A 13,551-nucleotide genomic window follows, 5' to 3' on the forward strand; every position below is an offset into this window, starting at 1 on the left:
GGGTCGGCCGGTCCGCTCGCCGGCGGTTTCCGAGGAACCCTCACATGGCGCACGTGCTGCGGCGTCTGCTGTCGGCCGGCGCCCCCTCCGACACCGTGGTCGCGGCCGCTCCCCCGGTCTCCCCGCGCGAGGTCTTCCGGCGGTTCTGGCCGTACACCCGAGGCGGCCGCCGCTGGCTCCTGCCGCTCGTCCTGCTGAGCCTGACCACCCCCGCCGTCGACGCCGCGGAACTCTGGCTCTTCAAGTTCGTCGTCGACGACGTGCTCGTCGCCCGGGAGCTGCGGCCGCTGCTGTGGATCGCCCCCGCCTACCTGGGCCTCGTCCTCTGCTCCGGCGCCCTCGGGTTCGCCGACGAGGTGACGTCCGCCTGGGTCGGCGAACGCTTCCTGCTCACGCTGCGCTCCGGGGTGTTCCGGCATGTCCAGGGACTCTCGCTCGGCTTCTTCGAGCGCCGGCGGCTCGGCGACGTGCTGTCCAGGGTCACGGGCGATGTCGACGCGGTGGAGACGTTCCTGCTCTCCGGCGTCGCGGACGCCCTGTACTACGCGATCAGCCTGGGCGTCTACCTCGGCCTGCTGCTCTACCTCCGCTGGGACCTCACCCTGCTCGCCCTCGTCGTCGTACCGCTGTTCTGGGGCGCGGCGCGACGGTTCTCGCGGCTGGTCCGGGCGGCCTCGCGGGAACGCAGGCGGCGCGGCGGGGCGCTCGGCGCGATCGCCGAGGAGTCGCTGGGCAACGTCCTGCTCGTGCAGGCGTACAACCGGCAGTCGTGGGAGGCGGACCGGTTCGAGCGGGAGAACACCGGCAGGTTCCGGGCGACGATGGCCTCGGCGCGGATCCATGCCGTGTACGCGCCCGTGGTCGAGTTCGTGGAGGTGGCGGGCGGCCTCGCGGTGCTGGCCCTCGGCACCTGGAAGCTGGCCCAGGGCCAGCTCACCCTCGGCGGCCTGCTGGTGTTCCTCGCGCTGATCGGCAAGCTGTACGGCCCGGTGCACGGGCTGTCCGGGCTGGGCTCCACCTTCTACGCGGCCTCCGCCGCCGCGGAGCGGATCATCGAACTGCTCGACGAGCGGCCCCAGGTGACCGAGGCGGCCGGGGCCCGGCGGATCGGCCGGGCGCGGGGCGCCGTGGAGTTCGACCGGGTGTGGTTCCGCTATCCCGGTACGACGGCCTGGGTGCTGTCGGACGTGTCGTTCCGGGCGGCTCCCGGGGAGACGCTGGCGCTGGTCGGGGCGAGCGGGGCGGGCAAGTCCACGCTCGCGAAGCTGCAGTTGCGGTTCTACGACCCCGACCGGGGCGCGGTCCGGCTCGACGGGACCGATCTGCGCGAACTGAGTCTGACCGACGTCCGGGAGAACATCTCCGTGGTGCTGCAGGAGACGCTGGTCTTCCACGGCACCGTGCGGGAGAACATCGCCTACGGCCGGCCGGCGGCCACCGAGGCGGAGATCGTCGCGGCGGCGCGGGCCGCTGACGCCCATGAGTTCGTCGAGCGGCTCCCGGACGGCTACGACACCCTCGTCGGACAGCGCGGCCGGACGCTCTCCGGCGGACAGTGCCGACGGCTGGCGATCGCGCGGGCGATGATCCGGGACGCGCCGGTGCTGCTCCTGGACGAGCCGACCGCCGGGCTCGACGCCCGTTCGGCGGGGCGGGTCATGGAGCCGCTGCGCCGGCTCATGGCCGGGCGGACCACCGTGGTCGTCTCGCACCAGCCGGCGGCCGTCCGCGACGCCACCCGGATCGTGGTGCTCGACCACGGCCGGGTCGTCGAGGACGGCACGCCGGCCGATCTGCTCGGCCGGCACGGGCCGTACGCCCGGCTGCACCGGCTCGGCTCGGGAGCGGCGCTGTCCTGATCCCCGGTCATGTCTCCGGGGCCAGCACCTTGCCCTGCTGCAGCTGGGCGGTGGCGAGGACGGTCCCGTCGGCAGCGGTGAGGCGGGCGGCGGAGTACCGGGTGAGGTCGACGGGGACCGCGACGCCCCAGTTGCCGCGTCCGGCGCGCAGCGGGAAGTCGCCGACCCGCGTGGTCGTGCCGTCGGCGCGAGCCAGCAGGCAGGTCACCCTGCCGTTGTAGGGGGTGCCGGGCAGGGCGACGGACACGAAGATCCAGGCGGGGCTGCCGGGGTGGGCGTACACCTCGCCGACGGGCTGTCCGCCGCCGGCCGGGATCATGTCCCCGACCAGCACGGGCTCGGACTCGACGGCGGGCGACGAGGAGGCGGTGACGGCCCCCTCGACCGCGCTGCCGACCGCCCAGCCGGCGAAGCCGACCGCGACGGTGAGGGCGGCGGCCGCCGCCGCGAGCCGCGGCCGGACGCGCCGGACGCGGCTGCGGCGGCCCTGGGCCGCGGCGCGGGCGGGCCGGCCCCCCGCCGCCCCCGCCGCCTGCTCGGCCAGACCTGCGGCCACCCGGGTGTCGAAGCCGGACGGCGGCTCGCTCTCCGGCAGCAGGCCGACCAGCCGGTCACCGATCCCGGTGAGTTGACGCACGTACTCCCGGCAGTCCGCGCAGCCGTCCAGATGGGCGACCGCCTCGGCCCGCTCGCGGCCCGGCAGGACGCCCAGCGCCAGTTCGGCGCCGACCTCGTGCAGCTTCTCGCAGTGCGTGTCACCGGACATGGTCGCCTCCCTCGGGGGACGCGAGCGCGGTGCGGAGTTTCGCCATCGCCGCTCTGATCCGCGTCTTGGCCGTGCCCAGCGGGATCCGCTCCGCGTCGGCGATCTGCTGGGCCGTCATGCCGTAGATGCCGGCCATCATCAGGGCCCGGGCCTGCTCGCGCGGCAGCCGGGCGAGCGCGGCCCGCAGCTGGGTGGAGGCCTCGTCGGCCAGCGCCCATCGTTCGGGGGTCTCGGTGACGGCGTCGAGGAGGGGGTCGAGGTCCTCGGGTGCCATCGGTTCCGTCCGCCGGGCGCGGACCGCGTCGACGGCGAGGTTGTGCGCGATGGCCGTCAGCCAGGTCCCGACCGAGCCGCGGCGCGAGTCGTAGATCTGGGCATGGCGCCAGGCGCGCTCGAACGTCTGCTGGGCGACATCCTCGGCGAGCTGCGGGTCCCCGGTGACCGCCATGGCGACTCCGAAGACCCGGTGCTGGAATCGCCGTACGAAGAGTTCGGCGAGCTCCGGGTCTCCGGTGGCCAGCCCGGACAGCAGAGCCTCGTCCGGGAGACGGCCGACGGGGAACCGCAATCCCGACACACCCCGGTGTACGTTCGACGGCCGCCAGGGGATTGCCCGCCCGCCTGACCGCTCGCCGCGGAAGATCACACCGCCATTGTCCGTCGGCCGCCCCGGACCCGCACGCGGGTGCCGGTGGCCGTCAGTGGCCGTTCTGGGCCAGGCGCAGCAGGTGGTCCGCGAGGGCCTGGCCGCCGGTCGGCTCACGGCTGATCAGCAGCAGTGTGTCGTCCCCGGCGATGGTCCCCAGGATGTCGTGCAGCTCGGCCTGGTCGATCGCCGAGGCGAGGAACTGCGCGGCGCCGGGCGGGGTGCGCAGGACCACCAGGTTCGCCGAGGCCTCCGCCGAGATCAGCAGCTCCTGGGAGAGGCGGCGCATCCGCTCCTCCTTGGCCGACTCCCCCAGCGGGGCGCGGGGCGTGCGGAAGCCGCCCTCGCTCGGCACCGCGTAGATCAGCTCGCCGTCGGTGTTGCGGATCTTCACCGCGTTCAGCTCGTCGAGGTCCCGGGAGAGCGTCGCCTGGGTGACCGTGAGCCCGTCGTCGGCGAGCAGCTTGGCGAGCTGGCTCTGCGAGCGCACCGGCTGCCGGTTGAGGATGTCCACGATCCGGCGGTGCCGGGCGGTCCGGGTCTGCGGTACCGCGGGCCCCGCCCCGCCCGACTGGTCGAACTCCTGCGCCTGGCTCATCGTCGTCTCATTCTCCGGATCATGCTCCGGATAGTCCGTCCCCGCTCGCTGCGTCGAGGATGCCGGGCAGGGCGCTCAGCAGCGCGTCCGCCTCGGCGTCGCGGAGGTTCAGCGGCGGCATCAGCCGTACGACGTCGGGGGCGGGCGCGTTCACCAGGAACCCGGCCTCCTGAGCCGCCTGCTGCACCTGCGCGGCCAGCGGCTCGGTGAGCACGATACCCAGGAGGAGACCCGCGCCCCGGACATAATCGATCAACCCGTGGCCGAGACCCTCGATTCCGTCCCGCAGCCTCTCGCTCTGCCGCTTGACGTTCTCCAGCAGGCCCTCGTTCTCGATGGTGTCGAGGACGGCGAGGCCGGCGGCGCAGGCGACCGGGTTGCCGCCGAAGGTGGTGCCGTGGTGGCCGGGCCGGAGCAGTTCGGCGGCCCGGCCGAAGGCCACGGTCGCGCCGAGCGGCAGCCCGCCGCCGAGCTGCTTGGCGAGGGTGACCACGTCGGGCAGCACGCCCTCGTGGGCCTGGTAGGCGAACCAGGTGCCGGTGCGGCCGGTGCCGGTCTGCACCTCGTCGAGGACGAGCAGGGCGCCGGTCGCGGCGGTGATCGCGCGGGCTGCCTTGAGGTAGCCGGGCGGGGGTACGACGACGCCGTTCTCGCCCTGGACGGGCTCGATGATCACCAGGGCGGTCTCCTCGGTGACCGCCGCCGCCAGCGCCTGGGCGTCGCCGTAGGGCACGTGGGTGACGTCGGGGGGCAGCGGGCGGAACGGGTCCTGCTTGGCGGGCTGGCCGGTGAGCGCGAGGGCGCCCATGGTCCGGCCGTGGAAGCCGCCCTCGGTGGCGACCATGTGGGTCCGCCCGGTCAGCCGGCCGATCTTGAAGGCGGCCTCGTTGGCCTCGGCGCCGGAGTTGCAGAAGAAGACCCTGCCGTCCCGGCCGAAGAGCTGGAGCAGCCGCTCGGCGAGGGCGACGGTGGGCTCGGCCATGAAGAAGTTGGAGATGTGGCCGAGGGACGCGATCTGCCTGCCGACGGCCTCGACGATCGCGGGGTGGGCGTGGCCGAGCGCGTTGGTGGCGATCCCGCCGACGAAGTCGAGGTACTGGCGGTCCTCGGCGTCCCAGACCCGGACGCCCTCGCCGCGTACCAGGGGCAGCCGCGGGGTGCCGTAGTTGTTCATGAGCGCGCCCTGCCACCGCGTGGTCAGCTCCTGGTTGCTCACGGCTGCTTCCCCTCCTGCTCGTCGGGCACGACCATCGTGCCGATGCCTTCGTCGGTGAAGATCTCCAGCAGGATCGAGTGCTGGACCCGGCCGTCGATGACCCGGGCGGTGGTGACGCCGTTGCGCACGGCGTGCAGGCAGCCCTGCATCTTCGGCACCATGCCGGAGCTGAGCTCCGGCAGCAGCTTCTCCAGTTGGGAAGCGGTGAGGCGGCTGATCACCTCGTCGGAGTCGGGCCAGTCCTCGTAGAGGCCCTCGACGTCGGTGAGGACCATGAGGGTCTCGGCGCCCAGCGCGGCAGCGAGTGCCGCAGCCGCCGTATCAGCATTGACGTTGTAGACATGTCCGTCGTCCTGGGAGCGGGCGATGGAGGACACGACCGGGATCCGGCCGTCGGCGAGCAGGGCCTCGATCGCGCCCGTGTCGATCGCGGTGATCTCGCCGACCCGCCCGATGTCGATCAACTCGCCGTCGATCTCGGGCCGGTGCTTGGTCGCGGAGATGGTGTGGGCGTCCTCGCCGGTCAGTCCGACGGCGAGCGGCCCGTGCTGGTTGAGCAGGTTGACCAGCTCGCGCTGGACCTGCCCGGCGAGCACCATCCGTACGACGTCCATGGCGTCCTCGGTGGTGACCCGCAGCCCGGCCTTGAACTCGCTGACGATGCCGTGCCGGTCGAGGGCGGCGCTGATCTGCGGGCCGCCGCCGTGCACGACGACCGGTTTGAGGCCGGCGTGGTGCAGGAAGACGACGTCCTGGGCGAAGGCGGCCTTCAGGTCCTCGTCGATCATGGCGTTTCCGCCGAACTTGATCACGACGGTCCTGCCGTTGTGACGGACCAGCCAGGGCAGCGCCTCGATGAGGGTCTGCGCCTTGGGCAGCGCGGTGTGCTTACGCGTGGTGCTCATGACGAGTAGGCGCTGTTCTCGTGGACGTAGTCGGCGGTCAGGTCGTTGGTCCAGATGGTGGCGGTCTCGGAGCCGGCCGCGAGGTCGGCGACGATGTGCACCTCGCGGTAGCGCATGTCGACCTTCTCGCGGTCCTCGCCGACGCCGCCGTTCTTGCACACCCAGACGCCGTTGATGGCGACGTTGAGCCGGTCGGGGTCGAAGGCGGCCCTGGTGGTGCCGATCGCGGAGAGCACGCGGCCCCAGTTGGGGTCCTCGCCGTGGATGGCGCACTTGAGGAGGTTGTTGCGGGCGATGGAGCGGCCCACCTCGACGGCGTCGTCCTCGGAGGCGGCGTTGACCACCTCGATCCTGATGTCCTTGCTGGCGCCCTCGGCGTCGCGGATCAGCTGCTGCCCGAGGTCGTCGCAGACCGCGCGCACCGCCTCGGCGAACTCCGCGTACTCCGGGGTGACTTCGGAGGCGCCGGAGGCGAGCAGCAGCACGGTGTCGTTGGTGGACATGCAGCCGTCGGAGTCGACCCGGTCGAAGGTGGTGCGGGTGGCGGCCCGGAGCGCCTGGTCGAGCGCCTCGCTCCCGACGACCGCGTCCGTGGTGAGGACGACCAGCATGGTGGCGAGGCCGGGGGCGAGCATGCCGGCGCCCTTCGCCATCCCGCCGACGGTCCAGCCGCCCTTCGTCACGACGGCCGTCTTGTGCACGGTGTCGGTGGTCTTGATGGCGATGGCGGCCTTCTCGCCGCCGTGCTCGGAGAGCTGCGCGGCGGCGGTCTCGACGCCCGGGAGCAGCTTGTCCATGGGCAGGAGCACCCCGATCAGGCCGGTCGAGCAGACGGCGACCTCGATGGCGCCCCGCCCCAGCACCTCGGCGGCCTTCTCGGCCGTCGCGTGGGTGTCCTGGAAGCCCTTGGGGCCCGTACAGGCGTTGGCGCCACCGGAGTTGAGGACGACGGCCGAGACCTGGCCGCTCTTGAGCACCTGCTCGGACCACAGCACCGGCGCGGCCTTCACGCGGTTGGAGGTGAAGACGCCCGCGGCGGCACGGCGGGGTCCGGTGTTGACCACGAGGGCCAGGTCCGGGTTGCCGTTCGCCTTGATCCCGGCGGCGATGCCCGCGGCCGTGAATCCCTTCGCTGCCGTCACGCTCACGGCGCAACTCCGATCGTGGTCAGCCCGGTGGACTCGTCGAGTCCGAGGGCGATGTTCATGCTCTGCACGGCACCACCGGCGGTGCCCTTGGTCAGGTTGTCGATGGCGCTGATCGCGATGATGCGGCCGACGGCCTCGTCGTACGCGACCTGCACCTGAACGGCGTTGGAACCGTGGACGGACGCCGTGGCGGGCCACTGGCCCTCGGGGAGCAGATGGACGAAGGGCTCGTCGGCGTAGGCCTTCTGGTAGGCGGCCCGCACGGACTCGGCGGTCACGCCGGCCGCGGCCTTGGCACTGCAGGTGGCGAGGATGCCCCGGGGCATCGGCGCGAGCGTCGGCGTGAAGGAGACGGCGACCCGCTCCCCCGCCACCGCGCCGAGGTTCTGGATCATCTCGGGGGTGTGCCGGTGGCCGCCGCCGACACCGTACGGCGACATGGAGCCCATGACCTCGCTGCCCAGCAGGTGCGCCTTGGGCGCCTTGCCGGCGCCGGAGGTGCCGGACGCGGCGACGATCACCGCCTCGGGCTCGGCGATCTGGGCGGCGTAGGCCGGGTACAGGGCGAGGGAGACGGCGGTGGGGTAGCAACCGGGTACCGCGATGCGCTTGGACCCCTCCAGCGCGGCGCGGGCACCCGGCAGTTCGGGAAGGCCGTAGGGCCAGGTGCCGGCGTGCGGGGAGCCGTAGAAGCGCTCCCAGTCGGCCGGGTCCTTGAGGCGGAAGTCGGCGCCCATGTCGACGACGAGGACGTCCGGGCCGAGCCGCTCGGCGACGGCGGCGGACTGTCCGTGCGGCAGCGCGAGGAAGACGACGTCGTGCCCGGCGAGGGCCTCGGGGGTGGTCTCCGCCAGCACGCGGTCGGCCAGCGGCAGCAGGTGCGGCTGGAGCGCGCCCAGGCGCTGGCCCGCGTTGGAGTTGCCGGTCAGGGTGCCGATCTCGACCTCGGGGTGCGCGAGGAGCAGCCGCAGGACCTCTCCGCCCGCGTATCCGCTCGCTCCGGCCACCGCCGCACGTACCGCCATGTCCATCCTCCTCCAGATGGCATGACTATACGAGAGCATGCACGTTTATGCAACGCCGCAGACGACTAGACGGCCCTCACCTTCGGCAGCATCACCCATCGCGACACCACGAACGTCACCGGAATCGCCGCCGCCGACGCCATCAGCGGAGCGAACGTGCTCCCCGCATGCAGCATGTCGACGATCACGTACACCCCCACCGTGGTGATCACGAAATTCGTCGCGTTGGTCAGCGGGAACAGCAGGAATTTCCGCCAGGTGGGACGCGTCCGGTAAGTGAACCGGGCATTGAGAAAGAACGAGCCGATCATGCTCAGAAAGAATGCGAGAATATGCGCGGCCAGGTACGGCAAATACCTGAGAAAAAGCAGGTAGAGGCCGTAGTACGTGGCCGTGTTGACGACGCCCACCAGCGCGAAGGTGATGATCTGCCCGGATATCGGGCGGGCGGGTGCGGTGGAGGTCGACAGGGTGGCGTTCGGCATCAGGGGATGAGGTCCTTCGTCGTGCCGCGGCTGCGGTCTTCCGTTCGGTCCACGTTCGTCGCCTTCACCAGGAAGTGCGGGCGCCCCTTGACCTCGTAGTAGATCCGGCCGGTGTACTCGCCGATGACCCCGAGCATGATCATCTGTACGCCGGCCAGGGCGGTGACGGCTGTAATGATGGTGACATAGCCGGGCGTCTGGACGCCGTTGACCATCGCGGCGCCCACGATCCACGCCGTGTACGCGCCGGCCAGCGCCAGCAGGGTCATGCCGAGGTAGAGGGCGGCGCGCAGCGGGCGGTTGTTGAAGGAGAGCAGCCCGTCGAGGCCGTAGTTGAGCAGGCTGCGGAACGACCAGGAGCTGCTGCCGTGTTCGCGCACCGCGTTCTCGTACTCGAAGGTGGTGCTGGGAAAGCCGACCCAGGCGAACAGGCCCTTGGAGAACCGGTTGTACTCGGTGAGGTTCACGATCGCGTCCACCACCCGGCGCGACATCAGCCGGAAGTCACCTACGCCGTCGACCAGTTCGACGTCCACCAGCCGGTTGACGAGCCGGTAGTAGAGGCGGGCGGTGAGCGTGCGGGTGAGACGGTCGCCCTGCCGGGTACGCCGGGCGATGACCTGGTCGTAGCCCTCGCCGCGCAGTTCGACCATCCGCTTGATGAGTTCGGGCGGGTGCTGGAGGTCGGCGTCCATGACGATCACGGCGTCGCCGGTGGCGTGCTTCAGACCGGCCAGCAGGGCCGCCTCCTTGCCGAAGTTGCGGCTGAAGGAGACGTACCGCACGCGCGCGTCGCGGTCGGCGAGCCGGCTGAGCAGGGGCAGGGTGCGGTCGCGGCTGCCGTCGTCGATGTACACGAACTCCATGTCGTGGCCGAGCGGGAGGAGTTCGTTGGCGATCTTCTGGACCTGCTCGTGGAAGCGCTCTATGACGTCTTCCTCGTTGTAACAGGGCGCGACGATCGATATCAGCATGGGTGCTTCCCCCTGGGGACGGGTCAGTGAGCGGTGGTCATGCGCTCGCGGGAGCGGCCGGCGGTTCTGCGGCGGACGGCCGGGACGGTGCCGATGAGGATCAGGGCCAGCAGCGCGGCGCCGCCCACAGCGGCCCCCAAGCGCAGACCGGGTGGGTGGAAGGTGCAGGTCAGGCTGGTCACGGAGGCACCCAGCGGGACGGCGATCAGGCCGTAGAACTCGCCCGCGGCGACCTCGTGACCGCCGGCCGAGCAGCGCCAGCCGGCGATCCGCGGGACGGCCACCACGGCGGTCCCCCTGCTGCCGGCGGGCAGTTGGGCGTGCAGGGTGCCGTCGGAGACGGTCACCCTGGTCGCGCCGGTGGACCTCAGGTGCCGTACGGCGGTGCGCAGCCGCGCGGTGTCGAGGCAGCCGACCGCGCCCTGTGCCGGGACGCGGCTGAGCCGGTCGGGCCTGAGGTCGATCCGGACCTGCCCCGCCGCGCGCACCGTGCCGAGCGGCTGCATCGCGGCGATCTTCGTGTTCTCGGCGTCGGACCGGAACAGCTTCCGCTCACCGCCGCCGACGAGTCGGGCGGTACCGGAGTAGTGCGGCGCCCACAGGAAGACCGAACTCCCGGGCCTGCACCGCGCGGTGATCGTCCCCGCTCCGTCGACCAGCAGGCCCCGCGCCGCGTCGCCCCCGCGCGCACCGCCGAGGGTGGTGCGGGGCAGGGTGTAGACACGGGCGCCGAGCAGGAGTTCCTGGTTGCGGTAGGGGGACGGGCCGAAGGCGGCCGGGGTGCTGTGCGCGGCGGTGGGCCGTACCGTGACCAGCGGCGGGACGTCCTCGCGGGTGACGGTGGACGGGCCGCCGCCCTGGGGCAGCCACTTCTGGTGCGGGTCCGGCGGGTTGTGCACCCGGGCGCCCACCGCGAAGACGGCGTCGGTGACCGGGTTGTCGAGGCTCTGGAGGCTGCGGCCGCGCGAGGTCCAGCCGTCGCCGAGCGCGGTGAGGGTGCGGCTGAGGACGTCGGCGGTGAGGCTGCTGTAGTACTGGGCGCCCTGGCCGCCGACCATCATGGGGTCGTTGCCGACGGTCTGGTCGCGGCCGGGTTCGGTGCGGTACACGGGCCAGGCGTCGGCCGCCGCGACCGCGTCCGCCTCCTGCTGCTGGCGGTCGCCCCAGGGCGCGTAGTCGTCCATCTGGCCGAGCCGCGCCCCGGTGGCCACGGCGGAGGTGGCGGCGGCCTCGCCGAACTGCGCGCCGATCAGGAGTGCCACGGCCAGCCCGGCCAGTACCGGTCTGCCGTCCCCCAGGCCGAGCAGCGCGAGTCCGGCGAGCGTGCCCGCGACCGCGAGCAGCACCACCGGCCAGGTGTGGTGGCTGTGGTGCCGGGTCAGATTGCTGCGGCCGGCGACGGCGACGATCAGGACCAGCAGCACGGCGGCCGCGCCCAGTGCCCGCCGGTCCGGCGGCCCGTACGCGAGTGCGTGCCAGGCGGCGATGACCAGGAGGGCGCAGAGCACGAAGGCCTGCCGGTAGGAGCTGCCGTTCGGGACGGCGAAGGCGTGCCAGGCCAGACTGGTCGGCGCCCACTGCAACGACAGGGCCACCGCGAGCACCAGCACCGTCCAGCCGGCCCGTACCCGGACCGGCACCTTCCGGTGGAAGGGCAGGGCCAGGGCGAGCACCAGCGCGGTGACGCCGACGTAGAGGGCCGGGGAGCTGTAGCTGTAGGTGGTCGGCAGCAGCCGGGCGAGCAGGTCCTCGGTCCCGGCCGGGACGAAGTGTCCGGCACGGCCCGGATAGGCGTGCCGGGTGCCGGAGTACACGACGATCACCAGCGGCGCGGCCAGGCCGGTGCCGAGCCCGACGGTCACCGCGGCCCGCCCGGCCACCGCCAGGGCACGTCGCCACGGCAGTTCGGCGAGCACCAGCCTCAGCAGCAGCACCAGGGCGGCGCCGAGGGTGGCCATGTAGGCGGTGTAGAAGTTGGCGATCCAGGCGAGCGCCACGATCAGCACCCCGGGCAGCGGGCGGCGGCCGGCCATGGCCCACTCACCGACCAGGCAGAACAGCGGCAGCGCGATCAGGCCGTCGAGCCACATCGGGTTGTAGGAGGCGAGGGCGAGGGTCCAGCCGCACAGGGCGTAGGAGGCGCCCAGCAGGCCGGCCGCCCACCAGCGGCCGCTGCGCAGGCTCAGCAGCAGCCAGGCCATGGCGGCGCCGGCGACCGCCGTCTTCAGCACGGTGATCGCGTACACCGCGAGGTCGATCTCGTCGCGCGGGAAGAGGGCGACGAGGAGCGCGAACGGACTGCTCACATAGGTGCCGAGGTCCGGCAGGAAGCTGGAGCCGTAGCCGGACTGCCAGTTGACGAGGAGTCCGCCGTCGGCCCTGCCGTGCAGCAGGTCCCACAGGTGGGCGTGGAAGGGCACGTACTGGTTGCCGAGGTCGTTGACGCCGCGGGTGCGGGGCCCGAACGGGTAGCTGCGGGCGATCACGTCCGCGGCACAGAACGCCACGGTGGTGAGAAGGGCCGCGAGCAGCGCGGCGGCCGCTCCCGGACGGGCGTTCCACCATTTCACGCGGCCGGTTTCCCGGCCCGCTTCGCCCCCGGCCGGTTTCGCCCCCAGTTCGCGTCCGGCGAGCGTGGTGCGATTCATTCTGCGCGGCCCCCAGATAAAAACGGGGCGTCACTCCCCGCAGGTCGGTGTTTCGCCGACTTAGACGGGTACACGTTCCTGATGGTTGTGCCGTGCCTGTGAAGTAATAAATCGAATTCCGAATCCACGCGCGACACGGGAAAGAATTCACGACTTCAAAGGAAACAGAAGATTTCTGGAAAATGATTCGGAGGTTAACGCGGCCGCGGGACGTGCCGTTCACGACCCGTGGCCGGGATGTTGAAGTGGACGACGTCCTTCTCGACCAACCCTTTAGCGAAGCTACACTCACACCGTGGACGAACGGCAGCTGCGGGTCCTGCGGGAGCTGGGCGAACTGGGCAGCGTCACGGCGGTCGCCGAGGCGCTGCGGGTGACGCCCTCGGCGATCTCGCAGCAGCTGCGCCTGCTCCAGCGCTCGATCCCGGTCCCGCTCACCGAACGGGCCGGCCGCCGGCTGGTCCTCACGCCGGCCGGGCAGGCCCTGGCGGACGCGGCGATCGGCGTGGAGACGGCGCTGGCCCGGGCCCGCCACACCATCGACGCGTACGTCGACGAACCCGACGGCACGGTGTCGCTGGCGGCCTTCCACAGCGGGGCCGCCGCGTTCTTCCCGCTGCTGCTACGACGGCTCGGCGAGCCGGGGTCCCCCCGGCTCGCCCTGCACGACGAGGACGTGGCCCAGGCCGACTTCCCGCCCCTGACCCGCGGCTACGACCTGGTCCTGGCCCACCGCATGGACCACACGCCGCCCTGGCCCCGGACCGCCACGGCCACCCCGCTGCTGCGCGAGCCGCTGGACATCGCCCTGCCGGTCGGCCACCCGCTGGCCGCGCGCCCCGCCCTGACCGCGCGGGACGTCGCCGGGCAGCCCTGGATCACCGTGCACGACGGGTTCCCCCTGCTGGCCACGGTCGAGGCCATCGCGGCGGCGGCCGGGCACGGCGTCGACATCGTCCACCGCGTCAACGAGATCGCCGTGGTCGCCGAGGTGGTCGCGGCGGGCGGCGGAGTCGCCCTGATGCCCCGCTGGACGTCCCGACCGCACCCGGGTGTCGTCCTCAGACCGCTCGACGGCATCGAGGCCCACCGCCACATCGACGTACTGCACCGGCCCGAGCGGACGGCCCGCAGGGCGGTGCGGAGCGTGCTGGGCGAACTCCTCGAAGCCGCGGAGGTCATCCGGAGCCGGGGCCACGGCTGACCCGGATCCCGTATCTTCGGGAGCGCTCCCACACACCGCACGGACGCACGCACCGCACCGCCGGACGAGAGCGAGTC

12 protein-coding genes are annotated in these 13,551 nt (G+C 72.4%); 2 read left to right on the forward strand and 10 right to left on the reverse strand.

The features are described from left to right. Window positions 1–44 precede the first annotated feature (44 nt). Window positions 45–1,859, forward strand: a complete 1,815-nt coding sequence (locus IEZ11_RS22905; protein WP_189264713.1) for an ABC transporter ATP-binding protein — start codon at window positions 45–47, stop codon at window positions 1,857–1,859. A gap of 7 nt (window positions 1,860–1,866) precedes the next feature. Here the strand turns inward: IEZ11_RS22905 and IEZ11_RS22910 are convergent, their stop codons facing one another. From IEZ11_RS22910 to IEZ11_RS22955, 10 genes are all read right to left on the reverse strand, one after another. Next, on the reverse strand, window positions 1,867–2,625 hold the full coding sequence (locus tag IEZ11_RS22910; RefSeq protein ID WP_189264714.1) for an anti-sigma factor family protein: 759 nt from the start codon (window positions 2,623–2,625) through the stop codon (window positions 1,867–1,869). Then, a complete protein-coding gene (locus tag IEZ11_RS22915; protein ID WP_189264715.1) occupies window positions 2,615–3,202 on the reverse strand; it encodes an RNA polymerase sigma factor in 588 nt (195 codons plus the stop codon). The genes IEZ11_RS22910 and IEZ11_RS22915 overlap by 11 nt, the downstream gene beginning before the upstream one ends. Before the next feature lie 121 nt (window positions 3,203–3,323). After that, entirely contained in the window at window positions 3,324–3,869 is a 546-nt protein-coding gene (locus IEZ11_RS22920) for an arginine repressor (protein WP_189264716.1), read from the reverse strand. A 19-nt stretch (window positions 3,870–3,888) separates the two neighbouring features. Next, window positions 3,889–5,043, reverse strand: coding sequence for an acetylornithine transaminase (locus IEZ11_RS22925; RefSeq protein WP_229713307.1), 1,155 nt, complete (start codon window positions 5,041–5,043; stop codon window positions 3,889–3,891). Between the two features lie 38 nt (window positions 5,044–5,081). After that, on the reverse strand, window positions 5,082–5,990 hold the full coding sequence (argB, locus tag IEZ11_RS22930; RefSeq protein ID WP_189264718.1) for an acetylglutamate kinase: 909 nt from the start codon (window positions 5,988–5,990) through the stop codon (window positions 5,082–5,084). Continuing rightward, the gene (gene argJ, locus IEZ11_RS22935; RefSeq protein ID WP_189264719.1) at window positions 5,987–7,138 is read right to left on the reverse strand and encodes a bifunctional glutamate N-acetyltransferase/amino-acid acetyltransferase ArgJ; all 1,152 of its coding nucleotides are present in this window, start codon (window positions 7,136–7,138) and stop codon (window positions 5,987–5,989) included. The genes argB and argJ overlap by 4 nt, the downstream gene beginning before the upstream one ends. Beyond that, window positions 7,135–8,163 carry an N-acetyl-gamma-glutamyl-phosphate reductase gene (gene argC / locus IEZ11_RS22940; protein ID WP_189264720.1) on the reverse strand — a complete coding sequence of 343 codons (1,029 nt, stop codon included), beginning with the start codon at window positions 8,161–8,163 and terminating at the stop codon, window positions 7,135–7,137. The genes argJ and argC overlap by 4 nt, the downstream gene beginning before the upstream one ends. Window positions 8,164–8,228: 65 nt before the next feature. Continuing rightward, a complete protein-coding gene (locus tag IEZ11_RS22945; RefSeq protein WP_189264721.1) occupies window positions 8,229–8,648 on the reverse strand; it encodes a GtrA family protein in 420 nt (139 codons plus the stop codon). Continuing rightward, window positions 8,648–9,622, reverse strand: coding sequence for a glycosyltransferase family 2 protein (locus IEZ11_RS22950; protein WP_189264722.1), 975 nt, complete (start codon window positions 9,620–9,622; stop codon window positions 8,648–8,650). Before IEZ11_RS22950 ends, IEZ11_RS22945 begins: the two co-directional genes overlap by 1 nt. 23 nt (window positions 9,623–9,645) lie before the next feature. Next, entirely contained in the window at window positions 9,646–12,270 is a 2,625-nt protein-coding gene (locus tag IEZ11_RS22955) for a YfhO family protein (protein WP_189264723.1), read from the reverse strand. A gap of 295 nt (window positions 12,271–12,565) precedes the next feature. Between IEZ11_RS22955 and IEZ11_RS22960 the strand changes: the two genes are divergently transcribed. Next, window positions 12,566–13,474, forward strand: coding sequence for a LysR family transcriptional regulator (locus IEZ11_RS22960; protein ID WP_189264724.1), 909 nt, complete (start codon window positions 12,566–12,568; stop codon window positions 13,472–13,474). Window positions 13,475–13,551: the final 77 nt, after the last annotated feature.

It is taken from the genome of Streptomyces fuscichromogenes, assembly GCF_014645815.1.
In the GTDB taxonomy this organism is placed as follows: domain Bacteria; phylum Actinomycetota; class Actinomycetes; order Streptomycetales; family Streptomycetaceae; genus Streptomyces; species Streptomyces fuscichromogenes.

Bases quoted from the DNA above. Each gene is read 5' to 3' on its own strand.
- argC (WP_189264720.1), bottom strand. From the start codon at position 8,163: ATGGCGGTACGTGCGGCGGTGGCCGGAGCGAGCGGATACGCGGGCGGA.
- argB (WP_189264718.1), bottom strand. From the start codon at position 5,990: ATGAGCACCACGCGTAAGCACACCGCGCTGCCCAAGGCGCAGACCCTC.
- IEZ11_RS22920 (WP_189264716.1), bottom strand. From the start codon at position 3,869: ATGAGCCAGGCGCAGGAGTTCGACCAGTCGGGCGGGGCGGGGCCCGCG.
- IEZ11_RS22910 (WP_189264714.1), bottom strand. From the start codon at position 2,625: ATGTCCGGTGACACGCACTGCGAGAAGCTGCACGAGGTCGGCGCCGAA.
- IEZ11_RS22945 (WP_189264721.1), bottom strand. From the start codon at position 8,648: ATGCCGAACGCCACCCTGTCGACCTCCACCGCACCCGCCCGCCCGATA.
- IEZ11_RS22950 (WP_189264722.1), bottom strand. From the start codon at position 9,622: ATGCTGATATCGATCGTCGCGCCCTGTTACAACGAGGAAGACGTCATA.
- IEZ11_RS22905 (WP_189264713.1), top strand. From the start codon at position 45: ATGGCGCACGTGCTGCGGCGTCTGCTGTCGGCCGGCGCCCCCTCCGAC.
- IEZ11_RS22955 (WP_189264723.1), bottom strand. From the start codon at position 12,270: ATGAATCGCACCACGCTCGCCGGACGCGAACTGGGGGCGAAACCGGCC.
- IEZ11_RS22925 (WP_229713307.1), bottom strand. From the start codon at position 5,043: ATGAACAACTACGGCACCCCGCGGCTGCCCCTGGTACGCGGCGAGGGC.